Raw genomic sequence first — 24,686 nt, 5'->3', positions numbered from 1 at the left:
TACTACAAGCCTTCGCAGGCAGTAGCTACGTCTCAGAACAGACCGATTTCGATAACCAATTAAATTTGTTCGATTTTTAACCGGACACTAGTGATTGCCAGTATGGATTTTGCGAGAAACGCGACTTTTATTGGCGTGGAATTTGGGAACATTATGCTATCTTGTGTGCGCGTTCGCGGTGATGGCTGGATCTGATTCCAAAGCAACGCATAAAAGTATTCAACTGCAGGATCAAAGCGGTGTAACAGTATTAGTGCTTGTGGTAGTAGCGGCTAGTGCTGGCGTTGCTGCAATTGCTTTTATGCTGGGTAGCACTAAAGAATTGACCTTTTGGCCAAAAATATTTCATTTTGTCATTTCTTTTCTTGCGTTGATCCTTTCGTGGATGGTCATTCATACTCGTTTTGCATTTCATTATGCACATAGCTACTATCGAAATAAGCAGCATGGAAATACTGAAAGCGAATTAATATTCCCGGGCAATCGTCAGCCGGATTATCTTGATTTTGCGTATTATGCTTTTGTTATTGGTATGACTTCACAGGTTTCGGATGTGGTAATTTCATCCAGGGCAATGCGTCGATTGACATTGGTGCACAGCCTTTTTTCATTTGGATTTAATATGGCTATTTTAGCGCTTAGCATTAATATACTTGCGGGATCAATCTAGATAGTATGAAGGCGTTAATCAGTTTTTTAAATTGAGAGTAGTGGCATGATAGCGATTGTTAATCCTGTTTATTTAGTGTTTCCCCTGCTGGCTTTATTTGCGCAGGCATCTTGCTCTGCCGATATCACCGCCCCACCAGTTGACTCTGTAAAAGAAAATGCCTTGCCATACAAATTCACTGTGGGATCTTATAAATTTTCTAGTGGTGCGAATGCGATTGATGTTAATTTGCGACAAACCTCCATGTTGGGCAATATCTGGATAGGTTATTACGAGTCAAAGGACAGAGATGAGCACCAGGGCCGTGCCGGATGGGACCAGACATTTGATTTTGAAAAGGTACGGTTCTCTCCTTCACTTCAAATCGCCTCCCAGGGGTTTGCAGCATTCAGTGCACAAGTGGAAACCGGGCAATCCTGGTTTGTAGGCGCAGGTATTGGCCGGACCAATTTACGCCCCTATTGGAATTTGAACTTTGATCCGAATGATTCATACACTTTGTCTTCGGGTGTTCGCTATGAAAATGGTGAGTCACTTTCACTGATGTGGGTGCGGGATAACAGACAAAACCCAGATCAGCGACATCTGCATATGTTGTACCGAACGCCACGGCCAGACGGTGAACGTTTGACTTTCGATGTACTCTACAAAAAAGGGATAGTAGACGACGTTTTGCTTGATCGCTGGGGGCTATCGGTGGCTTACGACTGGCCGAAATTTTTTGTGCGTGTTGCCTATGATCCCATAGTGAATTTCACATCAGATAATATGTGGCGTGTTGCGATTGGTTCCAGATTTTAAATGAAATAGAAACCTGGTTTGTTGAGGAATTGTTTGCTCTTGAGAGGAATGAATGAAATTTTCGCTGAATGTCTGGCAACGACTATGGTTAGTCATTTTGGTGGTGCTTTTTATTATTATGGCGCTTACGTTGGCTGCTTCTGCCTGGCCAGCAAAAAATCCCCAGATTGTTGCTGATATGGTGTCTCCTGCATGCAAGGGGTGGACAGAATTACCGGCTGGGTTTTTTCCAGAGAAATATCCGGTTATGGGTGAAAAATGTTACGCATTACAGGCATTTATATTTAGCGAACAGACAAATGTCAAAACACCAGAGGATTATGAACGGTTTTTAGTCGATTTGAGGATAAAAACTTTGGTTAAATGGGTACTGATTTGGATTGGCACGATGTTCTGGCTGTACGTGATTGGGTGGGCAGCGGGATGGGTGACAGGATTCAGGAATCCACCAGAAGCATGATATGCATGTAATCTGTGAAATCATGCCTATGAGTTCTAAGTAAATACCGTATTGTGAGGTGTTAGTTTGTTTGAATCCAGTCCGATAGGGCGTTTTAGAAGGGTTTGAATAATTGTAAATAAAACAGGCGGAATTTCCTCCACCTGTTTTATTTTGCTAGGTGTAATTATGTTGTTGCAGGAGCTGCAGCCTTGGCCTTATGTGCTTTCTTGGCAGTGTGTTTTTTGGCATGTTTCTTTACCTGTTTCTGGGCAGGTTTTGCAGCTTCTGCTTTAGGTGCTTCGGCAGCAGCAGGTGCAGCTGCAGGGCCCGCTGCATCAGCAGCAACAGCAGAGAAAGTAACAGCGGCAAAGGTTGCAGCGATGATAGCGGATAGTAATTTGCTCATTTTATATTCCTTTAAAGTGGACCAAAAAATATCTGAATTTTGGATTCAAATAATTACGTTTGGCGTAACAGTTCTAATAACGTTGGGTTATAGCTTCAGTTGACAGTCATTAAAAAATTAATTTGAATTAATATGACACGGCTACCTGCAATAATCATGCTGGTTATTGCATCTGTCAGAATATGCTTGGATTAGTTTGATGGGTTATGAGCAGGCCCATTTTCAAAGTGGAAAATGCACTGAAAAAATAGATCCTTTGCCATGTGCCCCAGCAGTGATAGAAATTGTTGCACCATGATCTTTTACAATATCTCTGACGATTGCCAGTCCCAGGCCACTTCCTGCAACACTGTCGTCAAGGCGGTAAAAGCGATTGAAAATTAACTCTCTTTCAGATTCCGGGATGCCAGGACCGGTGTCTTCAACAGAAAAAACGCTTTCAGTTGTCGTTTGAATGCAGCTTACGGTAATTGTGCCTTTTTCAGGTGTGTAACGAATGGCATTGTCGATGATATTATCAATCATATCCCGCAGCAGGAAGTCGTCGCCCATGACTTGTGTCGGGTGTAAATTGAAACCAAGATCAATTTTTTTCTTATCAGCTTCTTCAACGAAGTGCTGAATGGATTCTTCTACCAGCGTATTCAGTGGTGTCAGTTTAAGGCGTGTTTCTTCAAACTGGGTCGGTTCGGCTCGTGCAAGTGCTAATAATTGATTCGTTTGTCGAATCATTCTGTCAGTAGAGGACATCATTAATTCTGCTGAGTGAGCTGTTTCCTGGTCAGAAGCATATCGCTGCTGCAACCATTCCAGCTGCATTTTTAAACCAGCTAGCGGTGTTCTAAGCTGGTGGGTAACATTGGCGAGAAAATTTTGCTGACCGGAGACACCAATATGTACTTTATTGAGCAAGTTATTGATCGCGTTAACAACTGGATGCAGTTCCAGAGGAATATTCTCTGCAGTAAGTGAAGAAAGATCGTTATGGCTACGTGCATTTAAATCGGTTTGCAATTTATTGAGAGGCAACAGTCCTTTTGTGACCGCTAACCATACTACCGCAAATGATACAAGCGTGATGAGGCCTTCGAGCAGCAGCAATGCAACAAAAATGACAGACCGTATGTGGTTTCGCTTTCGCAATGTTTCTGCTACACCAATGTAGACCGGTTCTGAATCGACCAAGGTTTTCAGTGCAATAATGCGGACAGGTTCTCCTCGCATTGATCCATCGTAGGTTTCTGGATTGTTCAGGTTTTCTGGCTGGCGGATAGAGGGGAAGTCATTGTCTCCAGCGATTTTATCTCCCTTTGAATTGCGAACGGTAAAATAAATGGCATCGAAGTAATCTACTCGCAAAATTTGCTCAGCTTGCCGAGGCAAATCAATGGAAATACTACCTTTATCCCCATGTAATTGAGGAATAAGTGCCCATGCCGTATCTGCCAGGCTTTGATCAAATGCTATTTGTGCAGGAACCCATGCGAGCCAGTATGCCAATCCGGCACCAATTAAATTAATGACTAAAAGCGGTGCGATCAGCCATTTCAGCAAATTAACCCGTATGCTGAACATTACACGCTAACCTTTTCAAGCATATAGCCGAAGCCGCGGATTGTACGTATCTCTATGTTCGCCCCTGAAATTTTCGAGCGGATTCGGGAAATATAGACTTCAACGGCATTCAAAGTCAGCTCGTCTCCCCACGGCAGGATTGCATCGATAATTTGTTGTTTGGAGACAACTCTGGATGCATGCTGCATCAGATATTCCAGTACGGCCCATTCCCTGACGGACAATTCAATTGGCTGGTCGTTGATTCTGGCGCGTTTGGAAAATGTATCCATGGTAAGCCCGCCAATGTGGAGTTCGGCAGGTTTAGGGGCGCTCCTTCTGACAAGTGCTTTTATTCGTGCAACGAGTTCGGGCGTTGCAAAAGGCTTGACCAGATAGTCATCCGCGCCCAGCTCCAATCCATGCACACGGTCTTGAATCGCATCTCTTGCTGTCAGTAATAGAACAGGGAGCTGACTTCCCCGCGCACGTAAACGTCGCACTACCTCAAAGCCGTCAATGCCCGGCAAGCCAATATCCAGCACCATAACTGCCACTTCAGTGTGCTGCAAAATGGAATCCGCTTCACTGCCATTATTCACAACATCCACTGCCATACCGTGGGATTTCAATATACGCGAAATCCCGTCAGCAAGGACGGAGTCATCTTCTACTAATAGAACATGCATGCACTGTTTACCCTAAAAAAGAGGCGCTATGTGAGGATGAAATGATACTGCGATCCGATTGTCCTGGAGTGCATTGCACAAAATTATAAGGCATTTTTCATTAAATAATGCGCTGTCAGGGTTTTGTCAGCTTCATGTCATGTTGGTGACAGGGTCGGGCAGTAGTATCTCGAATCGTGTACCAATTTCTCATTGAAGTGATGAATCGGATTTTAGTCAGCGGGATTGCGCTGAGGCCAAGCAAGTTCAATTTAACGTGGAGCATAAAATGAACTGGATATTTTTATCCCCCTCTTTTTGCCGACAATGCATTGAATATTGCTTTGTAATTGTACTGGCAAGAAATTTTCTTTAAGTTTGATGATGGAAAAAGCTATGTTATTTCGTATATTTTGTGTGTTTTTTGCTTTTTTCGCATTGTTGTTATCAAAGCTTTCAAATGCAGATCAAATGGTTGGGCTCCAGAAGTTGAGTCTTGAGCAAGCGATTCAAATCGCTGAGGAATACAATCATGATCTACGTTTATCTGTTTCTTCAGTAGCAAGTGCGGGCGCAGCCAAAATAATTGCCTCAGCTGCACCCAATCCAATGCTAACGATTCAAACTTTTAATATCAATCCAGCGGCAGGGATAGGTGCAGGTAACCTGCGTAACAAGACAGTGGATAGCACAATCAGAATTGATCAGCTGATCGAGCGAGGAGGAAAGCGAGAGTTCAGAACTGAAAATGCTGCTGATCTTGAAGAAGCTGCGCGTAAAGACATGGAGGATATGCACCGTCAGCTTCGGGTCAATGTGAGCCAAGCCTACTATGATTTGTTGGCAGCGGAGCAAAAACGCGAAATTACGCGGCAGACTGTGTCACTGTATGAAAGTACAGTTACTGCAGCGCAAAAGCGCCAAAAGGCAGGAGATATATCCCTTGCCGATGTCGCACGATTACAGGTTGATGCAATGGCTGCCCAGAATGATGTAACTCAGGCCGAAGCAGATATTGCCAAGGCGAAACAGGCCCTGGCTCTGGTGCTGGGGCAAACTGCCAGTGCGTCTGCAATAAACCTGACTGACAGTTGGCCTGCAATTAAATTCAATGATGTAGAACCATCCGCAGTTTTGATTGAGCAAAGATCTGACGTGTTAGCTGCAAAAGCTCGTCTTGAAGCAGCGTTGGCGACGCGCAAGCTTGCGCGGGCTTCACGGAGTCGTGATGTTTCAGTCGGTGTGCAGTATGAGCACTTTCCCGCTTCAGATTCAAATCCACAAGGCAGCGGCAACAGCTATGGTATAGCAGTGCAGGTGCCGCTTTTCGCGCGCTATTCATTTGATGGTGAAATAAAAGCAGCGGAAGCGGCGGTTACTCAGGCACAAGAAAATCTGGAAAAAACAAGGGATATGGCACGTAATGATCTGGCGAATAGCTGGCAGGATGCACGTGCTTCATACCTACGTGTAAAGCAATATGAGGATGGCCTGCTGGCTGCGGCAAAAAAATCGTCGGATGCGGCTGAGTTTGCTTACAAAAATGGCGCGCTGGGTGTGATGGATGTGCTCGATGCCAGACGTACTTTGCGCGCTACTCAGCTTGATGCTCTGGCAGCGCGTGCCAATTTTGCAAAATCAGTTGCGGCAATGCAGGCCGCTGTGGCACTTTCGGAGAATAATCGTTAATGAGCCTTCAATTCAATCTTGTTAAAGTTGCAGCCATAGTTGCGGTTTTAAGCGCGTCTGTGGCGGGTATACATTTTGTTGGTGCTGCGCAGGAAAACAAAGCAAAGCCGATTCCACAAACACACCTTCAACCCGGTGAGGTCAAGTTTGCGCCAAATGCGCCACAGCTTTCTCTGATTAAAGTAGCGACAGTATCAGAAGTGCCTCTTCCCGTATCTGAACCTTTTAATGGACGCATTACTTACGACGAGAATGTAACCGCTCGTGTTACATCTCCAATCGCTGGGCGGGTATTGAGTTCGCATGTTGAGGTTGGGGATGAGGTGCATCGCGGTACTGTTCTCACAGAGATAGATTCCCCTGATTTTGCAACGGCTGAAGCAGACTGGCGCAAGGCACAGGCTGACGAGTTGCGAAAAAAACTGGCGTTTGACCGCGCTAAAACGCTGTTTGAGGGCGAAGTCATTGCGCGTAAGGATTATGAATCGGCAGAGGCGGATTATCAACAGGCAAAAGCAGAGACGAAACGCGCTAGTCTCCGCATGAAAAGCCTGAATGCAGTGGGTAAGGAAAATGGGGAATTCAGCTTGAAATCGCCAATTGCCGGAATGGTAGCTGACAAGCAGATAAACCCGGGACTTGAAGTGAGACCAGACTTGCCAAACCCCTTGTTTGTCATTACTGATCTTGACAGGCTTTGGGTCATGGTTGATGTGCCCGAAAGAAATGCAGCTGCCATTCATGCCGGACAGACAGTGACGCTTGAAACCGATGCTTATCCTGATGAGCGGTTTTCTGCAACTGTAGATAGGGTAGGACTGGTACTCGACCCCGGCACACGTCGTATCCAGGTGCGTTGTTCAGTTAGGAATTCAGGTCATAAGCTAAAACCCGAGATGTTCGCAAGGGTGTCATTTCTTACTGACGATCATGGCAAGACTGCAATACCCGTCCCCAACACCAGCCTCTTTATCGATGGTTTATATAGTTATGTGTTCGTAGAAAAACGAGATGGTGTGTTTGTTAAACAGAGGGTCAATGTTGCCATGAAAGGGCACGATAAAAGTTTTATTGATGCGGGGCTTGCGAATGCTGAGCGGGTAGTGACGGAAGGTGCATTTTTGTTAAATGCTGAGGTGGCTGGTGATGCTCAGTAAGCTGGTTGATTTTGTACTTGCGCAACGTGTTTTTGTTCTTATCTTTACAGGAGCGCTGGTTTTATTGGGCTATCGAGCGCTGGGTAATCTGCCGATTGAAGCTTTTCCGGATGTGCAGGATGTGCAGGTACAGATTGTAACGCAGTATGCCGGGCAGGCACCGGAAGAGGTGGAACGTACCATCACGCTTCCGATTGAACGGGAAATGAGCGGTGTGCCAAGTCAGACGCAGTTGCGATCGGTTTCGATCACCGGGCTATCTGTTGTCACCATTACTTTCGCGGATGGTACGGACGATTATTTTGCCCGGCAGCAGGTATTGGAAAAACTGCAAAACGTCACTTTGCCTCTAGGAATACAGCCTGGGCTTGCGCCACTGACGACAGCTGTTGGTGAGATATATCGCTATATTGTGGAATTTCCTGCTGGTATGGATGCCAATGAAGTGCGAGCGATTCAGGACTGGGTCATTCGGCCTAATCTCAGAATTGTTTCAGGCGTGGCTGACGTTGTCAGTTTTGGCGGGACGGTCAAGGAATATCAAGCTCAAATTGACCCCTATGCATTAAAGCGTTTTGGCATCACGATCGATCAAGTCAGTCAGGCCCTGACCAACAATAGTGCTAATGTTGGTGGTGGTTTGGTCAAGCGCGGAGATGAAGCGCTGGTTGTAAGAGGAATCGGTATCTTTAATAGCATGGATGAAATTGGTCGCGTCATTGTCAGTGCAAAAAATGGAAGAACCGTCTTGGTTTCTGATGTTGCAGAGGTCACTGTCGGGCACCGCCCACTCTCTGGCGTAGTTGCATTTAATAAAGACGATAGCGTGGTGGAAGGTATCGTACAGATGAGCAAAGGGAGCAATGCCGCGAAAGTAGTGGAAAATGTGAAGCAAAGCATTGCCGCAATCAATGCCAAGCTGCCCAAGGGCGTGCACATTAAAACGATCTACGACCGCACCAAATTAATAGACCATACAGTGCGTACAGTGGGTGAAAACCTGCTGGTAGGAGCAGTGCTGGTAATCGCCATTTTGATTGTCTTTTTAGGTAATTGGCGATCAGCACTAATCGTGGCGACGGTGATTCCTTTGTCACTGCTGTTTGCATTCATCATGCTCGATGCGCGAGGCATCCCGGCTAATCTGATCTCTCTCGGTGCAGTGGATTTCGGAATTATCATTGATAGTGCAGTGGTGCTGGTGGAAGCATTGATGGTGCGGTTGGCCATACAAAATTATGATGCTGCAGCTTGGCATACACCTTATGCCTGGCGCAAAAGCACTTTGAAGCAAACGATTGTTGATCTCGGTCATCCGATTCTGTTTGCTAAAGCAATCATCATTGTTGCCTTTATTCCGATTTTTACCTTTCAGCGAGTTGAAGGAAAAATTTTCTCTCCGGTTGCACTCACTCTCAGCTTTGCCATGCTGGGTGCCATTATTCTGACGATGACGCTGGTGCCAACTTTGTTGGCATGGTCCTTGAAACGTCACCCCATGGCTGAAAAACATAGCGCCTGGCTGCATCATATTCAAGAAATGTATCGTGCAATGCTAGTGCGTGCTCAAGGCATGAAAACATGGGTGATGGGTGGGTCGGCAGCCCTTCTTATGATCACTTTGGCGTTTGCGCCAATGCTGGGAAGCGAATTTTTACCGAAACTTGATGAGGGAAACATCTGGCTGACTATTTCTTTGCCAACATCGAGTTCACTCCAAAAAACACAGCAGGTTGAACATCAGGTTCGCGCAATATTGCAAAGTTATCCGGAAGTCAGTGACATTATTTCCCAGGTTGGACGCCCGGATGATGGCACGGATCCTAAAGGGCCGAACAATATGGAAATTCTGGCTAATTTACAGCCTCGCGATCAATGGAAATTTGCAGACAAGGAAAGTCTGATAGCCGATATGTCAGCAAAAATCCGGACGATTCCGGGGGTTCCAACCAATTTTTCACAGGTGATCGAGGACAACGTCGAAGAAGCACTGTCTGGGGTTAAGGGGGAAATTGCTGTCAAGATTTTTGGGCCAGACCTGGATGTGCTTACACAAAAGAGCGAGCAGATAGCATCGATACTAAAGGGAATAGCCGGTTCTGCCGATGTCGCAGCTGTAAAAATCGGTGGGCAAAGCGAACTGGATATCGTGATTGATCGGGAAAAGATTGCCAGATTGGGCATTAATGTTTCGGACGTGAATTTGGCAATCCAGACCGCGCTGGCGGGGAATGTTGTGAACGCCTATTACGAGGGTGATCGTCGTTTTGATATCACAATCCGTTTGAAGAAAGAATTCCGGGATTCTATCGATGATATAGCCGCGCTGCAGGTGAATCTTCCCGGGGGGACAGGCACTGTGCCGCTGGGAGATATTGCCCGCATAGACATCCGACAAGGTGCAGCGCGCATCAGTCGCGAGGCAGGCGAACGGAATGCTTCAGTAAAAGCCAACCTGCTTGGACGCGATCAAGGCAGTTTTGTGGCAGAAGCACAGCAAAAAGTTGCAGAGCAAGTGCATTTGCCTCCTGGCTATCAGATTACATGGGGTGGTCAGTTTGAGAACCAGCAACGTGCAGTCAAACGACTTGAAATTATTGTTCCTATCACAATATTTTTGATTTTCTCCCTGTTATTCTGGGCATTCCGTTCCGTGCGTAAAGCCATGCTGGTGCTTTCAATCGTGCCGTTTACCCTGATTGGAGGCATTGTTGGTCTTGCTGTCGTTGGCCTGCATTTTTCTGTGTCTGCGGCGGTGGGTTTTATTGCTGTAGCGGGTATCTCAGTGCAAAACGGGGTCATCATGGTGGAACAGATTGTAGATATCGCACGGAGCAATCAATCGGCGTTCGAAAGTGCGGTAGAAGGCGCTGTTTCAAGGTTGCGCCCAATCCTGATGACAGCTTTAATGGCCGGTTTGGGATTGTTACCCGCTGCGTTGTCGCACGGTATTGGCTCGGAAACGCAAAGGCCATTTGCAGTGGTTATCGTAGGCGGCATTGTGTCGGCTACTTTATTTACATTGCTGTTGCTACCCCTGGCATACCCTTATTTTGCAGAGAAAAAAGAAACGGAGTGAAGTGAAAGCAGGTAATGACGTGAAATAGGGTTGCTTGGTTTTATTGTATAGATAGTTGGTTTTTTAAATTTTTCAGGAGGATGTAAAATGTTTAAGCAATTAATACCTGGAATGTTCTTGTTAGGCGCGCTGTCTTTCATTATTGGCCCCGTGTTGGCAGATAGTAATCCAACCCTACACCAGGTATATCTGGCTGCTGAAGCTGGCAGGTTGGGGGAAGCGCAGGGTATGATGGAATCAGTCCTCAAGGAACATCCTAACAGCAGTAAGGCGCATTATGTTGAAGCCGAGATATTGGCAAAACAAGGTCGTTTTGAAAATGCTGAGGTAGAGCTTAACCGGGCAGAAAGTTTGGCGCCGGGATTGCCTTTTGCCAAGCCGCAGGCAGTAAGCGAACTCAAAACCATGATTGCTTCAATTCATCAGAAACCGTTTTCAACTAAAAGTGGGGCAATAGGAAATACTGCTGGTTTTCCTTGGGGTATGTTGATGCTGGGAATTGGTTCAATCATTGTCATTACGCTGGTTGTCCGGGCAATTACAAACCGGAATGCTGCGTCACCCGCAGGTAACTATCAAGCCGGCATGTTTGGTGCGATCGGACAACCTAATGCAGCATATCCCCCAGGAGGAAGTATTGCGCCTGCAGCTCCAGCCAGCGGCGGTATCGGTTCAAATATCGTTTCCGGCCTTGTAACCGGTGCCGCCGTAGGTGCTGGCATGGTAGCCGGCGAAGCTCTGGTTCATCATTTTATGGATGGTAATCGTAATAATGCCAGCGCGCCTACTTCCATCCCAGATACATGGAATTCCACTACAAATGATATGGGGGGCACAGATTTTGGTATAGCCGATAACGCTTCATGGGATGATAATGCAAGTGTAGCCGACAATTCAGACATTGGCGGTGATGATTGGAGTTAGTGGTTACAAGAACTGAAGCAGCTCAATTGCCGATTAACTGTCTGTCAAGAATCGATGAGTTCGCATAAAATGTGATTTTTGAGCGCAATTGCTCGCTTATTTAGAAGTCAGATAGAAAATCGACTATGGAATCTTTGGTTACGCCAACGCTTTATACTAATTCGACGATTCATGTCGCTTTTCTGCCTGAAGCTGTTTCAATTAATCAGCAAATCAAGGAGGCATACCAAAATCTGGGAGAACAGGATTTGCTACGTCGTAGCCATTTTTTTAATGGACGTTATGAAAATTTATACCTTGATCGAGGTCTTATCCCCGCCATTGGCAGAGTGATGGAGCAGGCGGAAATGCTTGCACAAAATATTCTTCAAGTTAAGCATGTTCTGCGTAGTGGTTTCTGGATGAATGACATGGGTCCTGGACACGTTACGACAGAGCATGATCATGATGACGATGATGAACTGCTTTCGGGCGTTTACTATGTTCATGTTCCAGAAAATGCTGGTGAACTGGTTGTGTTGGATAAGCAAATGCATACACGCACTCTGGTCACACCCCAAGCAGGAATGTTTGTATTTTTTGCGCCCACTGTACTACATTCGGTTACAGCCAACCTCAGCGAAGAAAGGCGCCTCTCTATGGGTATGAATTTTGGACCGATGGCTTGACTTCCCTCTGTTGTTTGAGCGGCACCAGAGAACAGGCATTATTGGAGAGTTGGGGTATCAGTTTTAGCCTAAAGGGGATGCGTAATGATGAACAAACCAGTCTGGAGCGATGATGAGCTGAAAATGGTGCTTACCTATATCAAAAGAGAGGATTTGATACCTAATGTGCTGCACAATAGTTATGAAAGGAATAAAATTGTGCAGGTTTTTCAGGGGTTGGCTTACACATGGCCATCGCTAAAGGAATTGATGAGCATTCCGAATGATGATGAGGCACTGTCGCTACAATTAAAATTCAACGCCGGGCTTGCGTGGCTAAAGTTGGATTATCTGATCAATGTGGACTGATAATAAACGGATGTGAACTGCACCATTTTTGTCCCGGTATATATGATCTTTGAATTCATTGGCTTTTGATTTATAATGCGTGACTCAAATGCCGTAGTAGCTCAGTTGGTAGAGCAATTCACTCGTAACGAATAGGTCGGGGGTTCGATTCCTCTCTGCGGCACCACGAACAAATCTAAAGCAGTCCAAATCAGGCCGTAAACCCCAATAAATACAAGGTTTACGGCCTTTTTTACGTCCGTATTGGTCCTGTTAAATCCAAAGAAATCCTGTAAAAGTGTTGGTACTTTTGTTGGTATGTGGCAATATCAATAACGCAGATACCAACACTGATACCAACAAAGGAGTGCAAATGGCACTGACCGCGCTACAAGTGAAAACAGCAAAAACGACCGACAAGCCAATTAAGTTATCAGATGGTGGTGGTTTATTTTTACTGGTGCAACCTAACGGTTCAAAGTATTGGCGGCTTGCTTACCGTTTTGCTGGTAAACAAAAAACGCTGGCTGTTGGTGTATATCCTGACGTGAGCTTGTTAAATGCTCGGGATCGGCGAGAGGATGCACGGAAGCAGTTAACTGCGGGCGTAGACCCGGGCGAGAACAAGAAAGCGCAAAAGGCCGCAAAACAGGGGAAAGCTGCCAACAGTTTTGAAGTGGTGGCACAAGAATGGATTGAAAAATTTAGTACCAACAAAGCTGCTTCAACCATCGAGAAAACCAATTTCATACTTCGGCGCGATGTATTTCCGTGGTTAGGTGCGCGGCCAATTGATGAAATCAAACCTTCTGATCTGCTAACCGTCCTGCAACGAATTGAAACCCGTGGCGCACTGGAAACCGCGCACCGTGCAAAGCAATACGTCGGACAGATATTCCGCTATGCAGTCGGCACCCAAAGAGCAGAGCGGGACATCACGCAAGACCTCAAAGGCGCATTGCCAGCACCTAATGTTATTCACCGTGCAGCCATCACAGAGCCACTAAAATTCGGAGCGTTAATTCGTTCAATTGATGGCTTCACTGGCACCCTTGCAGTTAAATGCGCCATGAAGCTGGCACCGCTGATTTTTGTAAGACCCGGAGAGTTAAGGCAAACAGAATGGGCTTGGGTGGATATGGATTCTGCAACAATCTGCTACCCGGCATCAGTGATGAAAATGCGTGAAGATCACATAGTCCCCTTGTCACTTCAGGCGCTTGAAATCTTGCGAGAGATTCAGCCGCTTACAAGAAGTGGCAAGTTTGTGTTCCCAAGCATCCGAACCAGCGCAAGACCCATGAGCGAAGCCGCTATTAATGCGGCCCTTCGCCGAATCGGTTACAGTAAAGAAGAAATGACGGGTCACGGATTCAGAGCCGCTGCCAGGACGATCATGGATGAGGTGCTAGGCATCCGTGTGGAACTAATAGAGCATCAATTAGCCCATGCAGTTAAAGATTTGAACGGGCGAGCCTACAACAGAACAACACACTTACCAGAGCGTAAAAAAATGATGCAACAATGGGCGGATTATTTGGATAAATTAAAAGCTGGGGCTGAAATAGTTCCGCTGCACGGTAACGCGGCATAACGTTTTGCTGCACCTAGCCCGAGGTTGATCCCCAAAGGCGAAAACTGGGAAACCCCTGCCCAGATGGTGCGGCTCCTGATTCAGGGGTGGAAGGGGTATACATTCATGGAGTTGTTTTTCTGGAATAGTAAAATTTCATTTTCTATAGACGAAGCATCCTTACTTGCTGTCGGAGCTGATCCATTAAACGGCAATTATGGGAAAGTAATATTGGCTAATGCCAAAGTGGTGAAAACCGAAATTGATTTAGCAGCTCATATGGCGATTAGGCACGCACAAAAAGTTCTGGATAGTGACCCAGATAATTATCCCCTGCCATCGGAAATATGGAAGTCAACAACAAGATGGAGAAAATATATGTTGCCAAGCGCCCAGCTTTTGGGGTATTTGGATAAAATAATAAAGTCAAAACAAAAATTTAACGAATCTGAATTTCTCTTGCGTGCGACTGAACCTGATTTTTTCAGATGGGATTTGGCCGTTTTGTTTGCTGCACTAAAAATCAAAACAGCATATGATTTTGGTGATCCTGATAATATTAAGTTCGACTTTCGTCCCAGTTGTTTTTTACAGACACCCGATGATAGGTCGTTGGCAAAAATAGCTGTAGTGGACAACTTGCGAGCAAGTAAGAGTGAGCATCGTACTGATTCAGGTCGCGCCCACGTTTCCGATAAGCTTGCGTATATGAATCAGGCAGCGTTTAAATTCTGGGGTAATGCTGATCGAAACGACAGGGGAACGCATCCTGACAACGCAACGGTTTCAGCTTGGTTGGTGCAGCAAGGATTTTCAACAACCCTTGCAGACAAGGCTGCAACAATCATTCGACCTGAATGGGTACCGACTGGACGCAAACCGGAAGAATAAAGACACCTATAGCGCCTGAGATGGTGCGGGTTTCCGAAGGGTAACACCCTTAACGGTAATCCCCTTTCCATTTTTAAAAATTGCTAGATCAATCAGGATTCACTCGTCGGCCCACAGTGGCCTTACTTAGACGGGAGCAATCCGAAATGAACCAACTACCTGAAACAGGCTTTCTTCGCCTTTCCCAAATCATCGGCAATCCCAAAGCTGAACCACCGATCCCCGCTGTTATTCCTGTTTGCAAATCTGCATGGTGGGCTGGGGTCAAATCCGGGCGCTTCCCAAAATCAGTAAAACTCGGGCCGTGTACAACCGCTTGGCGGGTAGAAGATATTCGCGCTCTGATTGCTTCGGCATAGGGGGCGGCAATGACTACTGAACATACCATGAATAACAAAACAAAAACCGCCGGGACTGGCATCCGGGCGGCTGAGAAATCAACACTTTGCAAGTTAGATTATACCCCGGAAGCATTGCCGCTGGTTGTCGCAAAAGATATGGCGCGAGTCGATTCAAGAATCCTTGCGGGGCAACTTGGCGTGCAGCACCGAAGCACTTTTGCATTGATCCTGCAATATGAGAACGAGCTCCAGGAAATTGACCAACTGCGATTTAAAAACGCAGATGGTAAACGCACCCAAGGCGGCGGCAATGCAGAACGCTATGCGCTGCTTTCGGAAGATCAAGCATTTTTCCTGCTGACACTGAGCCGCAATACCAAGAACGTGGTTCGTCTGAAAATGCGACTGGTGCAAGCCTTCCGCCGTGTGCGTGATAACGTGGAAATCAGCAAAGACTATTTGCCGTTTTACCATCAACTGCATGAAGGTGTGCGGCACTTGGCTGAAGCCGCCCATGCCGCTGGCAGTACAACGCCAGAGCGCATATTTCACGTCAATATGAATCGACTGGTTAACAGTGCAGTAGGTTTAGCATCAGGTGAACGATCAAACCTCACACCGCAACAGCGAATTGCCGTCACTGCAGCAAATTTCATCGTGCAGAAAGCCATCCAACAGGCGCTTGAATCTGGTGCTGACCATCACAGCGCTTACCTAGAAGCAAAGCGGCAAGTAGAACACTACGCAAGCGGCGCACACCTGCTACTGGATGCCGCATGAGCCATGAGCTGCAATTTCTGCAATCAACTTCCATTGATTGGCTGGAACGCCTTCAATGGCTATTAAATCGTTTCTCCAGTCTGGGCATAACTGCTGATATTGGCGCAATGGGATTAATCGACCTATGGGGGTTGTATTGCCTTCTGAGTCGATTGGCTGGGGAGGCGTAATGGCACGCAAAAACCGTTACAAGGATGCAGCGGAAAAACGGGAATGGGGAGGATTTATCGCCATTCCCCATGCCGTTATCCGTTCTCATTCCTACAGCCTGTTAAGCTCTTATGCTATCAAGCTGCTGTTTGATCTGTTGGCACAGTACAACGGCAGCAATAACGGCGATTTTTGCACGGCATGGACATTGATGCAGCCCAGGGGGTGGAAATCAAAAGGAACGTTGAGTAAAGCCATCAAGGAATTGATCGAGGCAGGATGGCTGGAATTGACCAGGCAAGGGGGCAGAAACAAAGCTGGCCTCTATGCTGTCACTTTCTACGCGATAGATGAATGCAAGGGAAAGTTAGATGTTCAGCCGACCCGAACACCAAGAGGCACATGGAAGAAAAACGAGCCATTGCCACCCATGCCAAAATTAAAAGTGGTGCCCCGCCTAGTGGGTCAATTATCGGATGATTGCCCCGCCACCCGTATCAATTCAAAGGAGGCAATATGCTAATTGACCCGCCAGCCGTAGCAGTCAGGCCATTTTTCAAAACTCAATTGACCCGCCAGGCGTACACCTCTATAGATATACCATGTAGGGGTGATGTTCTTTTGCTATCTGCTGGTGCTCTTAAGCATACGCACTAATAGCAGCAACTAACTCAGGAGCAACAGCAATGACCGCTAAAAAGCAAGTGCCAACTAAGCGCAATGCAAACACATTGGAAATAATGCACGATAAAAACAAAACTGAAGATCACCAGTTTGCAGAAATCGGGCTATCAGCAACAACACTCAATGCAGTGACAGCGCGAACCTTTAGCCAACAGACAATGGGCGAAATAGACCTGACTGAAACTATTAGCGTCATGCGTGAAAAAGTAGCTCAAGTAAATTCAGGTAATTTAATTGAGCTTGAAGCTACATTAACAGCCCAGACAGTTTCACTTGATACGATATTCAACGAGCTGGCGAGGCGTGCAGCATTAAACATGGGTGAACATATGAGCGCAACCGAAAGCTACATGAGGTTAGCATTGAAGGCCCAGGCACAATGCGCGAGAACAATAGAAGTGTTAGCCGCTATGAAAACCCCGCCTGTAGTATTTGCCAAACAAGCCAACATTTCAAATGGACACCAGCAAATAAACAACAGCATACAAAGCAGTACGCGCACGCACGCGCACACGGGGAAAACTGTAAATCAGCAAAACGAACTATTGGAGCATCAAAAAAATGGCGAATGGCTGGACACCGGAAAGACGACAACGGCAAGCGGAATTGATAAAGAATTGGCAACCGTGGCAACACTCAACAGGGGCACGAACACAGCAAGGTAAGGCGATAGCATCACGCAATGCTTATAAGGGCGGCGTGCGTGCCTTGCTGCGTGAAATATCAGCGCTATTGAAAGATCAGGGGGGGGCGGGAAATTCCAGAAAAGAAAATAGCGACCAATTGGCCGCCAAGATCGTAACAAATATATTAAGTTACTTTCGTTTCTGGTAAATCCCCATCAAACCAATTAAGCCTGATCCAAGTAACCATAATGATGATGGTAGCGGAACAGGGCTAGAAGCAGAAACGCTCCAAGTACCAGGGGTGTTTTCATTCAAAGCAGAACTAACTGCAAAGGTGTTTGTTGAACTATCCACAAAAAATGGATAACTATAGTTTACTTGATCCATTTGCCCCATATTAAAACCCGATGGCATATTTGACCACGATTGTATAAATAAACCATTTTGATTGTCGGAAGAAAATTCCCACTTCCATGGTGCGTTGGGCGAAGCACCAGGTGCGATAGCAAGGTATAAATTATCTCCAGCGTCACTCCCTGAAGTCAGCCCCCCTACGTTTACGCTCCACCAAGTAGGATTAATTTCTTGAATATCCAGAGAGGGATCAATTAAAGAGGCAACCCTGAAACTGAAGGAAATATGGTCGGTACTAAGGAAAGGTTCTGTCCCAGGATCATTCTGGAACGAATTGAAGTTATTCCCAGTGTAAGAATATGTTGTATCAGCTGATGAGATTATTGGAGTCGCAACGGTAGTTACACCTGCAATTATTGCGACAATTAGGCTAGCCTTAAAAAGACGAGATTTCATTCATTTATTCCAGTTAGAATTTATATTTAACAAAGTTGCAAAACTTTTGCAGCAATCAAAAAGCACCTATTAACCAACAACATGCTTCATTCAAAATATATGGCAGATAACCAACAGATTTCTTTTGGCACTTAAATTATATTGTTGAGAATGAAGCATCTTGTAGTTATGATAGAATCATAAAGCAATAAATATACCACTTAGCTCAAATCCACTGTAAAGCCAGGGTACATGCCAATACAGGATCGGTAATTTAAAATGCATGGTTGGTAGTTGTAAAAATATTCGACAGAACATCTTCGAAATATTGTTCCCAAAAGCCATTTTTCAGAAGCTACATGTCCAAAACCCAAATAACCACACAATATGTTGGTAAGTAAAGATTACCGACATTCTAGCTATGTTTTGTATTAATGTATTTTTGAGAAATATCATTGAACCTATTGAGAGGATAGGCGACAAAGTAAATGAAAACTATGGTTCGATTGAAACATGGTTTAGATAGCACGAAATAACAAATCCAAACTTAGATTTTTTGTTGGTACATTTGTTGGTATTTTTGGAAACGAAGAAATCTAGAGCAGCCAATCATGGGGTTTAACAGCCGTTGTTTCATTCCTCTCTGCACCACGAACAAATCTAAAGCAGTCCAAATCAGGCCGTAAACCCAAATAAATACAAGGTTTATGGCCTTTTTTACGTCTGGCTTTTCCAATTTTTAATTTATTCAGCGAAACAATGGGTATCAGTTAATTAAATAGCGCCAGCCTCCGGCAAGCCAAAGGCTGGATTTGATTGGTAGCGCAGTGCCAAGTTGATTAGTTGCGATGTTTGTCGCGATTTAATTCACGACGATCCTGATGACGATCCATTTTATCTGCGTGAAGTTCTTTCCGGTCTTGACGCATATCTTTGCGATCGGCATGGATTTCTTTGTTGTCTTTGCGCAGTTCAGCTCTTTCTTTTTGTGCATCAGCCTTATCGCCAGATTTGACATCCTGCCTTAGTTCTTTGCGGTCTTCATTTCGTTCTTTTATGTCTTTCCTGAGGTCAGTTTTGTCTTTTACCATTTCCTGTTTGTCTTGACGGACATCCTTATTGTCCTTTTGGATAGCAGCACGGTCCAGATTTGCATCTGCAGCATGAACGGGTGCAATGAAAGCAAAACTAACTAAAGCAGTTGCGGCAAAGAAGGATTTTTTTAACATTTTTACTCTCCATATTGGGTTGTCATTCGTAGTTAGCGCCAATTCTCATCGGCTGATCAAATAACGCCTCATGCTGACTTATGTTGACTGATAATATGTAACAAAATGTAAAACATGTAACTGAATATTCATAGCTTTATGGCTAAACTAAAAGCAAAGTGAACCTTGAATTTTAAGATTTCGGTATGTATAAACATGCAATATTTAGCATTTTCAATGCAAGTCATGCTTGCTTTATGTGATGCGCGCGCTATGAATCCAGTTTTCTATTATTGTGAACCTTGTGAATATTGGAAAAGTTGGCAACGCTAGTGTTTGGAATTAGAAAAACCATGGTATTTATAGTATGGTTGGTAAGCAGCTAATTGATCTGGAGGATTTTTTTCATGAAATTTCGGTTTATTTCACCTATATTTCAGCTCTTGGTAGTGATATTTGGCTGGGCTTTCTTTTCGTACGTACAGGCTGATTCGATAACCGGGCGGGTAACCAAAGTGCTGGATGGCGATCAAATCACAATTGTTGACTCTGCGGGCAAGCAATATACAGTTAAAATTATGGGGGTCGATGCGCCTGAACGTTATCAGCCTTTTGGAGACAAGGCCCTGCAAAACTTGTCTGTAATGGTTTTTAATCGGGAAGTGGATGTTGAGAAGCCCATGCTGGATCGAAATGGGCTGCTTCTCGGTAAAGTGATGGTGGCGCCTCACGATTCTCAATGCGCTCAAAATAGTTGCCAGAAAACGGTAGATACTGGATTAGAGCAGATCAAGGCTGGGTTAGCCTGGTGGTTTCGTACAAAGGAGCAGTCTGCAGAGGAGGGGGCGCAATATGGACAAGCTGAATTTGCAGCGAAGATTCATCGAAATGGGTTGTGGTCTGAAACAAACCCGATTCCGCCATGGAAGTGGAAGTATTAAGGATTTGTGAGATGCAGGAATGGGTTGAATGTTTTTGAGAGAAATTAATTAAACTGAATAAACAGAAAGGTAAATGATGAAGAAAGCTGCTTTTGCAGGTTTGCTAGTAACGGCTGTATTGACAGGGTGTGCCACTAATCCCATTACTGGCCGTTCCCAACTGATGCTCGTTTCTGAAGGTGAAGTGATGAATGCTTCAGAGCAGGCATACGTTTCTCAAATAGCTGAGCAACGCAAATTGGGAAAGTTAGAGTCTAATGCGCGAATTCTTTCAAGGGTGCGCGGCATTGCTGATCGAGTCATTGCACAGGCTGTGAAAATCCGCCCCGAAACGGCACGCTGGAATTGGCAGGTCAATGTGATTGATGAGCCAGAAGTGAATGCCTACGCAATGGCAGGCGGAAAGATTGCCGTTTATACAGGTTTGCTTAATCAAATAAACCCGACTGATGATGAATTGGCGCAAGTCTTGGGTCATGAGATTGCTCATGCGCTCGCCGGACATAGCCGCGAGAAGATGTCGATCGCCATGGGTACTGATTTGGCCATAGCTGCCTATGGTGCAACGCAAGCGGCGAGTGATAACACTCAACAGGCACTTGCAGCTGCCGCACTTCTGGCTGTAAGACTTCCAAACAGCAGGTTGATGGAATCAGAAGCGGACAGAATCGGGATCGAGATTGCGGCGAAGGCAGGCTATGATCCCAATGCTGCGGTGTCGCTCTGGACCAAAATGTCACGGAAACAGAATGGCGGTGTGCCGCAATTTTTGAGTACACATCCATCGGATAGTGCTCGCATTAATGCGCTTTCTGATCTGGTGCCAAGAATGATGCCTTATTATCGCGCAGCACGTCATCAATGAAGTGTTTAATCGGATCATTACTTTCAATTCCAATATCGCTTGTGGCCAGGCTGGTATCGCTGGCTACGGGGCGGAAATATGATGAGGTCAATATTCGATATGCTTCCTGGGTGGCGACGAAGCTGAATTTATACTGTTAACGACAGTCAATTTTCATGTGGCCTTGCCATTAGTTTAGCCTTTTCATACCTGTTTGATTTTATTTGGCATATGCTGTTTTGATGCCAGATATAATCATGTTAATCAAACAGTTTACCCTCGTATTTAAATTGCGGCATAATTCAAACTGCTTGTCGTCAGATCGATCTACCCTTTCTCACCGTCGAGTAGGTGTTTATTAAAGACCACAGCTATTTTTGGAGACTCAGCGGCAATGACTAAGGCTAAAATTTTAATTGTTGAAGATGAGGCTTTTTTCGCTCAAAATTTAAAAATTCATCTTGAGCATGTGGGTTATGAGGTGCTGGGAATTGCAATATCCGGAGAGACTGCTGTTGAAAGCGTAGCCGCATCCCGCCCCGATCTGGTGATAATGGATATTGTTCTGGAAGGGAAAATGGATGGCATTGAAGCTGCTCAGCTAATCCGTTCCCGCTTTAACGTCCCGGTTTTATATCTGACGGCTTATGCAGATGAACACCTGTTTCAGCGCGCCAAGATCACAGAACCCTCCGCATATCTTCTCAAACCGTTTAGTGAACGCGAACTGCAACTCACTATAGAGACGGCCTTATACCGGCACCAAATGGAAATTCGCTTGCGTGAAAACGAAGCCCAGTTAGCCGATGAACGGCATCTGCGTGAGGTGGTAGCGCGTGAGCGAGCCGAACAGGCGTTGCTGGAGAGTGAGGATCGTTACCGCAGCATTGTTGAAGCTTCACCAGATGCTATCGGAGTAGTGGCAGACGGAATCGTGGTTCTGGTCAATTCTGCCGCAGTAAAATTGCTGGGGGTTGAAAGCAAAAGTGAAGTGATAGGGACAAAGCCAGAGGATTGGGTTTCTCCTGAATACTATGCGCAAATTAGTCAGCGGATGAGTTCAGTACTTGAAAACCGCATAATTAATCAGCGAATGCCGTACAAATTGATGCGACGTGATGGTACCACTGTTGATATTGAAGCGGTTTCATTTGCCTTTGATTACATGGGGGTATCTTCACTTTTGGTGATGGTGCGCGATGTGAGTGCGCGAAACAAGGCAGAGGAAATGTTGCAGCGTTTCCGCGTTGCGATTGACAGCTCAGCAGATGGTATTTATTTGATTGATCGGCCCTCGATGCGTTTTATAGACTTCAATGAAATTGGTTGTAGCTGCCTGGGATACACGAGGGAGGAGTTGTTTAGCCTGGGGCCGCAGGATATCAAGCCGCTGTTTAGCAAACAGGCCCTGGAAGAATATTTTGATGAGATGTTGCGTAGTGGCTCAACCGGTAATTTTATAGAAACTTTTCACAAGCGCAAAGATCACTCCTTGTTTCCGGTAGAAATCAATGTGAGAGCGATTAAATCGGATAGTGGATCGACTATCGTTGCGATAGCGCGGGATGTGACAAAGCGGCATGAAGCTGAAAAGTTACTGCGTGACAGTGAAGAAAAATTCCGTCAGCTGGCAGAAAATATTCGGGAGGTTTTCTGGGTAAGGGATGATGTGACAGGGCAAATGCTCTATGTGAGCCCAGCTTATGAGACCGTGTGGGGGCGGACTTGTGAAAGTCTCATTGAACGTCCACGCTCCTTTCTTTCTGCGGTTCACCCTGATGACATAGAGCGCGTATCAGACACTTTTGCTTTTCATCGAGTAGAAGGAGGGGCTTATGATCATGAATATCGGATAGTGCGGCCAGACGGTTCGGTACGCTGGATATGGGCGCGCATTTCTCCTGTTCTCGATGCCAATGGCAAGGTCTATCGGACAGTAGGGATGGCAGAGGATATTACACACATCAAGCTGCGCGAGGCGTCATTAGAGGAAAGCGAAGAACGTTTTCGTCAACTGGCGGAGAATATTCAGGATACATTCTGGATACGAGAAGCTGATTTCAATAAGCTGATTTATATTAGTCCCGCCTATGAGACCATATGGGGAAAAAGCCGGGAATCGTTATTTAATGACCCACGGTCTTTTATTGAATCCATCCATCCGGATGACCGTGAGCATGTTCTCGCTGTATTGCAAAAACAACAAACAGACCAGATCTGGTTTAATGAGAAATACCGTTTGGTTCGACCTGATGGCGAAATTCGCTGGGTATGGTCGCGGGCGTTTCCCGTTCGCGATGCCCAGGGAAAAATTTACCGTATGGCCGGAATTGTGTCAGATATTACTGACCGGATAGTGGCTGAAGATGCTTTGCGGGAAAGCGAAGAACGTTTTCGCATGCTGTTTGAGCATGCGCCTGTCGGATTTGCAATTATTGGTAAGGATTACAAGTATATTGAAGTGAATCAGGTGCTAAGTACAATGTTGGGATATAGCCAGGACGAGTTGTTAAACAAAACCTTTGGTGACCTGACCTATCCGGATGATCTTGAGGTTGATCTTGAGTATTGCAGGAAACTGTTCAGCAGCGAAATACCCAGTTATAAGCTTGCAAAACGCTATATCCGGAAAAACGGCGAAGTGTTCTGGATCGACTTGATCGGCACGGTTATTCATAACGAAGCGGGTGAGCCATTATATGCCTTGGCGATTATCAATGACGTGACGGAGCGAAAACAGGAAGAGGCATCACGATTTGCGTTTGAAGTTTCTCAGCGCAATACACTGGTTAGAGAGGTTCATCATCGTATTAAAAACAATTTGCAGGGGGTGGTGGGATTACTGCGGCAGCATGTCGTAGAGCACCCGAATGTGAAAAGAGAACTCGAGGCCGCTATTGCCCGGATCAATTCCATTGCCATGGTGTACGGATTGCAAAGCGAAGATATGCAAGAGCAGGTGAGACTTTGTGACATGGTATGCGGAATTTGCAGTTCAGCCCAGATCATGATGGAAGCGATGATTGAACCGATTGTGGAAGTGGATGTCATCAAACCGGTTAAGATCGCCAAAGAGGAGGCAGTTCCTGTTGCATTGATACTTAATGAGTTGATTCATAATGCGATTAAGCATAGTCGTCCAGGCCAGGATTGCCAGCCCATTCAAGTTTTTATGGGAGGGGACGAAAATAGAGTAACCGTTCGCGTTCAGAACAAGAGCGCTGGCTTGCCTGGCGAGTTTGATTTTTCCACAGGCAGCGGTTTGGGAACTGGGCTTAGTCTGGTGAAGTCACTGCTTCCCCATGAGGGTGCGCAGCTGGATTTTTCCATAGAGGCTGATATGGTGAGCGCGCAATTTGTGCTGACGCCACCCGTGATCGTCAATGAAGCTGGATTTTCAAAAAGCGGTTTGTGCCCTGAATGAGAAGTGCTGGTTTCAAGCATTTATTGATTTTAGTCACTTGGAAATGAGGT

At 45.7% G+C, this 24,686-nt stretch carries 24 protein-coding genes and 1 tRNA gene; 20 read left to right on the top strand and 5 right to left on the bottom strand.

Going from position 1 to position 24,686, the window contains the following annotated elements; genetic code table 11:
* Nucleotides 1–94: 94 nt before the first annotated feature.
* From EDC63_RS05305 to EDC63_RS05295, 3 genes are read left to right on the top strand one after another with little or no spacing between them, the layout of a single operon-like run.
* Entirely contained in the window at nt 95–670 is a 576-nt protein-coding gene (locus EDC63_RS05305) for a DUF1345 domain-containing protein (protein WP_124947006.1), read from the top strand.
* Between the two features lie 45 nt (nt 671–715).
* Nucleotides 716–1,471 (top strand): hypothetical protein, encoded by a 756-nt coding sequence (locus tag EDC63_RS05300; protein WP_223248332.1) that lies wholly within the window; start codon nt 716–718, stop codon nt 1,469–1,471.
* Between the two features lie 52 nt (nt 1,472–1,523).
* Nucleotides 1,524–1,931, top strand: a complete 408-nt coding sequence (locus EDC63_RS05295; protein ID WP_124947007.1) for a hypothetical protein — start codon at nt 1,524–1,526, stop codon at nt 1,929–1,931.
* A 166-nt stretch (nt 1,932–2,097) separates the two neighbouring features.
* Here EDC63_RS05295 and EDC63_RS05290 read toward each other — a convergent pair whose 3' ends face one another.
* From EDC63_RS05290 to EDC63_RS05280, 3 genes are all read right to left on the bottom strand, one after another.
* Nucleotides 2,098–2,319, bottom strand: a complete 222-nt coding sequence (locus EDC63_RS05290; RefSeq protein ID WP_124947008.1) for a hypothetical protein — start codon at nt 2,317–2,319, stop codon at nt 2,098–2,100.
* A gap of 222 nt (nt 2,320–2,541) precedes the next feature.
* Nucleotides 2,542–3,894, bottom strand: coding sequence for a sensor histidine kinase (locus EDC63_RS05285; RefSeq protein ID WP_124947009.1), 1,353 nt, complete (start codon nt 3,892–3,894; stop codon nt 2,542–2,544).
* The gene (locus EDC63_RS05280; RefSeq protein ID WP_124947010.1) at nt 3,894–4,562 is read right to left on the bottom strand and encodes a response regulator transcription factor; all 669 of its coding nucleotides are present in this window, start codon (nt 4,560–4,562) and stop codon (nt 3,894–3,896) included. Before EDC63_RS05280 ends, EDC63_RS05285 begins: the two co-directional genes overlap by 1 nt.
* Before the next feature lie 375 nt (nt 4,563–4,937).
* Between EDC63_RS05280 and EDC63_RS05275 the strand changes: the two genes are divergently transcribed.
* The 14 genes from EDC63_RS05275 to EDC63_RS05215 all read left to right on the top strand — a co-directional run bounded on the left by EDC63_RS05275 (nt 4,938) and on the right by EDC63_RS05215 (nt 17,469).
* Entirely contained in the window at nt 4,938–6,230 is a 1,293-nt protein-coding gene (locus EDC63_RS05275) for a TolC family protein (RefSeq protein ID WP_165922915.1), read from the top strand.
* Nucleotides 6,230–7,387 (top strand): efflux RND transporter periplasmic adaptor subunit, encoded by a 1,158-nt coding sequence (locus EDC63_RS05270; RefSeq protein WP_124947012.1) that lies wholly within the window; start codon nt 6,230–6,232, stop codon nt 7,385–7,387. Before EDC63_RS05275 ends, EDC63_RS05270 begins: the two co-directional genes overlap by 1 nt.
* On the top strand, nt 7,377–10,466 hold the full coding sequence (locus EDC63_RS05265; RefSeq protein WP_124947013.1) for an efflux RND transporter permease subunit: 3,090 nt from the start codon (nt 7,377–7,379) through the stop codon (nt 10,464–10,466). The genes EDC63_RS05270 and EDC63_RS05265 overlap by 11 nt, the downstream gene beginning before the upstream one ends.
* Nucleotides 10,467–10,553: 87 nt before the next feature.
* Nucleotides 10,554–11,390: a tetratricopeptide repeat protein gene (locus tag EDC63_RS05260; protein WP_124947014.1), complete on the top strand. Its 837-nt coding sequence runs from the start codon at nt 10,554–10,556 to the stop codon at nt 11,388–11,390.
* Nucleotides 11,391–11,515: 125 nt separating this feature from the next.
* Nucleotides 11,516–12,058 carry a putative 2OG-Fe(II) oxygenase gene (locus EDC63_RS05255; RefSeq protein WP_124947015.1) on the top strand — a complete coding sequence of 181 codons (543 nt, stop codon included), beginning with the start codon at nt 11,516–11,518 and terminating at the stop codon, nt 12,056–12,058.
* Between the two features lie 84 nt (nt 12,059–12,142).
* Nucleotides 12,143–12,406 carry a hypothetical protein gene (locus EDC63_RS05250; RefSeq protein ID WP_124947016.1) on the top strand — a complete coding sequence of 88 codons (264 nt, stop codon included), beginning with the start codon at nt 12,143–12,145 and terminating at the stop codon, nt 12,404–12,406.
* A 90-nt stretch (nt 12,407–12,496) separates the two neighbouring features.
* A tRNA-Thr gene (locus EDC63_RS05245) sits at nt 12,497–12,572 on the top strand.
* A gap of 186 nt (nt 12,573–12,758) precedes the next feature.
* Nucleotides 12,759–13,979 (top strand): tyrosine-type recombinase/integrase, encoded by a 1,221-nt coding sequence (locus tag EDC63_RS05240; RefSeq protein WP_124947017.1) that lies wholly within the window; start codon nt 12,759–12,761, stop codon nt 13,977–13,979.
* A 105-nt stretch (nt 13,980–14,084) separates the two neighbouring features.
* Complete coding sequence (locus tag EDC63_RS05235; protein WP_124947018.1) at nt 14,085–14,849, top strand: hypothetical protein; 765 nt, start codon at nt 14,085–14,087, stop codon at nt 14,847–14,849.
* A gap of 146 nt (nt 14,850–14,995) precedes the next feature.
* Nucleotides 14,996–15,208, top strand: coding sequence for a helix-turn-helix transcriptional regulator (locus EDC63_RS05230; RefSeq protein ID WP_124947019.1), 213 nt, complete (start codon nt 14,996–14,998; stop codon nt 15,206–15,208).
* Between the two features lie 9 nt (nt 15,209–15,217).
* Complete coding sequence (locus EDC63_RS05225) at nt 15,218–15,970, top strand: Rha family transcriptional regulator (RefSeq protein ID WP_124947020.1); 753 nt, start codon at nt 15,218–15,220, stop codon at nt 15,968–15,970.
* Nucleotides 15,967–16,140: a hypothetical protein gene (locus tag EDC63_RS18520; protein ID WP_165922914.1), complete on the top strand. Its 174-nt coding sequence runs from the start codon at nt 15,967–15,969 to the stop codon at nt 16,138–16,140. The genes EDC63_RS05225 and EDC63_RS18520 overlap by 4 nt, the downstream gene beginning before the upstream one ends.
* Nucleotides 16,140–16,643 (top strand): helix-turn-helix domain-containing protein, encoded by a 504-nt coding sequence (locus tag EDC63_RS05220; RefSeq protein ID WP_189836527.1) that lies wholly within the window; start codon nt 16,140–16,142, stop codon nt 16,641–16,643. Before EDC63_RS18520 ends, EDC63_RS05220 begins: the two co-directional genes overlap by 1 nt.
* A gap of 163 nt (nt 16,644–16,806) precedes the next feature.
* Nucleotides 16,807–17,469, top strand: coding sequence for a hypothetical protein (locus tag EDC63_RS05215; protein ID WP_124947021.1), 663 nt, complete (start codon nt 16,807–16,809; stop codon nt 17,467–17,469).
* Between the two features lie 150 nt (nt 17,470–17,619).
* Here the strand turns inward: EDC63_RS05215 and EDC63_RS05205 are convergent, their stop codons facing one another.
* Both EDC63_RS05205 and EDC63_RS05200 read right to left on the bottom strand, forming a co-directional pair.
* Nucleotides 17,620–18,240 (bottom strand): VPLPA-CTERM sorting domain-containing protein, encoded by a 621-nt coding sequence (locus tag EDC63_RS05205; RefSeq protein ID WP_124947023.1) that lies wholly within the window; start codon nt 18,238–18,240, stop codon nt 17,620–17,622.
* Nucleotides 18,241–19,058: 818 nt separating this feature from the next.
* Nucleotides 19,059–19,448 (bottom strand): hypothetical protein, encoded by a 390-nt coding sequence (locus tag EDC63_RS05200; protein WP_124947024.1) that lies wholly within the window; start codon nt 19,446–19,448, stop codon nt 19,059–19,061.
* A 386-nt stretch (nt 19,449–19,834) separates the two neighbouring features.
* Here EDC63_RS05200 and EDC63_RS05195 point away from each other — a divergent pair, with 386 nt between their 5' ends.
* The 3 genes from EDC63_RS05195 to EDC63_RS05185 all read left to right on the top strand — a co-directional run bounded on the left by EDC63_RS05195 (nt 19,835) and on the right by EDC63_RS05185 (nt 24,636).
* The gene (locus EDC63_RS05195; protein ID WP_124947025.1) at nt 19,835–20,368 is read left to right on the top strand and encodes a thermonuclease family protein; all 534 of its coding nucleotides are present in this window, start codon (nt 19,835–19,837) and stop codon (nt 20,366–20,368) included.
* Between the two features lie 73 nt (nt 20,369–20,441).
* A complete protein-coding gene (locus tag EDC63_RS05190) occupies nt 20,442–21,233 on the top strand; it encodes a M48 family metallopeptidase (protein ID WP_124947026.1) in 792 nt (263 codons plus the stop codon).
* Between the two features lie 373 nt (nt 21,234–21,606).
* On the top strand, nt 21,607–24,636 hold the full coding sequence (locus EDC63_RS05185; RefSeq protein WP_124947027.1) for a PAS domain S-box protein: 3,030 nt from the start codon (nt 21,607–21,609) through the stop codon (nt 24,634–24,636).
* Nucleotides 24,637–24,686 lie beyond the last annotated feature (50 nt).

It is taken from the genome of Sulfurirhabdus autotrophica (assembly GCF_004346685.1).
In the GTDB taxonomy this organism is placed as follows: Bacteria; Pseudomonadota; Gammaproteobacteria; order Burkholderiales; family SMCO01; genus Sulfurirhabdus; species Sulfurirhabdus autotrophica.
This window is presented reverse-complemented; position numbering and strand designations above follow the sequence as displayed.

Bases quoted from the DNA above. Each gene is read 5' to 3' on its own strand.
- EDC63_RS05290 (WP_124947008.1), bottom strand. From the start codon at position 2,319: ATGAGCAAATTACTATCCGCTATCATCGCTGCAACCTTTGCCGCTGTT.
- EDC63_RS05270 (WP_124947012.1), top strand. From the start codon at position 6,230: ATGAGCCTTCAATTCAATCTTGTTAAAGTTGCAGCCATAGTTGCGGTT.
- EDC63_RS05230 (WP_124947019.1), top strand. From the start codon at position 14,996: ATGAACCAACTACCTGAAACAGGCTTTCTTCGCCTTTCCCAAATCATC.
- EDC63_RS05250 (WP_124947016.1), top strand. From the start codon at position 12,143: ATGATGAACAAACCAGTCTGGAGCGATGATGAGCTGAAAATGGTGCTT.
- EDC63_RS05190 (WP_124947026.1), top strand. From the start codon at position 20,442: ATGATGAAGAAAGCTGCTTTTGCAGGTTTGCTAGTAACGGCTGTATTG.
- EDC63_RS05240 (WP_124947017.1), top strand. From the start codon at position 12,759: ATGGCACTGACCGCGCTACAAGTGAAAACAGCAAAAACGACCGACAAG.
- EDC63_RS05215 (WP_124947021.1), top strand. From the start codon at position 16,807: ATGACCGCTAAAAAGCAAGTGCCAACTAAGCGCAATGCAAACACATTG.
- EDC63_RS05235 (WP_124947018.1), top strand. From the start codon at position 14,085: ATGGAGTTGTTTTTCTGGAATAGTAAAATTTCATTTTCTATAGACGAA.
- EDC63_RS05205 (WP_124947023.1), bottom strand. From the start codon at position 18,240: ATGAAATCTCGTCTTTTTAAGGCTAGCCTAATTGTCGCAATAATTGCA.
- EDC63_RS05195 (WP_124947025.1), top strand. From the start codon at position 19,835: ATGAAATTTCGGTTTATTTCACCTATATTTCAGCTCTTGGTAGTGATA.
- EDC63_RS05265 (WP_124947013.1), top strand. From the start codon at position 7,377: ATGCTCAGTAAGCTGGTTGATTTTGTACTTGCGCAACGTGTTTTTGTT.
- EDC63_RS05255 (WP_124947015.1), top strand. From the start codon at position 11,516: ATGGAATCTTTGGTTACGCCAACGCTTTATACTAATTCGACGATTCAT.
- EDC63_RS05225 (WP_124947020.1), top strand. From the start codon at position 15,218: ATGACTACTGAACATACCATGAATAACAAAACAAAAACCGCCGGGACT.
- EDC63_RS05220 (WP_189836527.1), top strand. From the start codon at position 16,140: ATGGCACGCAAAAACCGTTACAAGGATGCAGCGGAAAAACGGGAATGG.
- EDC63_RS18520 (WP_165922914.1), top strand. From the start codon at position 15,967: ATGAGCCATGAGCTGCAATTTCTGCAATCAACTTCCATTGATTGGCTG.
- EDC63_RS05200 (WP_124947024.1), bottom strand. From the start codon at position 19,448: ATGTTAAAAAAATCCTTCTTTGCCGCAACTGCTTTAGTTAGTTTTGCT.
- EDC63_RS05300 (WP_223248332.1), top strand. From the start codon at position 716: ATGATAGCGATTGTTAATCCTGTTTATTTAGTGTTTCCCCTGCTGGCT.
- EDC63_RS05295 (WP_124947007.1), top strand. From the start codon at position 1,524: ATGAAATTTTCGCTGAATGTCTGGCAACGACTATGGTTAGTCATTTTG.
- EDC63_RS05280 (WP_124947010.1), bottom strand. From the start codon at position 4,562: ATGCATGTTCTATTAGTAGAAGATGACTCCGTCCTTGCTGACGGGATT.
- EDC63_RS05260 (WP_124947014.1), top strand. From the start codon at position 10,554: ATGTTTAAGCAATTAATACCTGGAATGTTCTTGTTAGGCGCGCTGTCT.
- EDC63_RS05275 (WP_165922915.1), top strand. From the start codon at position 4,938: ATGTTATTTCGTATATTTTGTGTGTTTTTTGCTTTTTTCGCATTGTTG.
- EDC63_RS05285 (WP_124947009.1), bottom strand. From the start codon at position 3,894: ATGTTCAGCATACGGGTTAATTTGCTGAAATGGCTGATCGCACCGCTT.
- EDC63_RS05185 (WP_124947027.1), top strand. From the start codon at position 21,607: ATGACTAAGGCTAAAATTTTAATTGTTGAAGATGAGGCTTTTTTCGCT.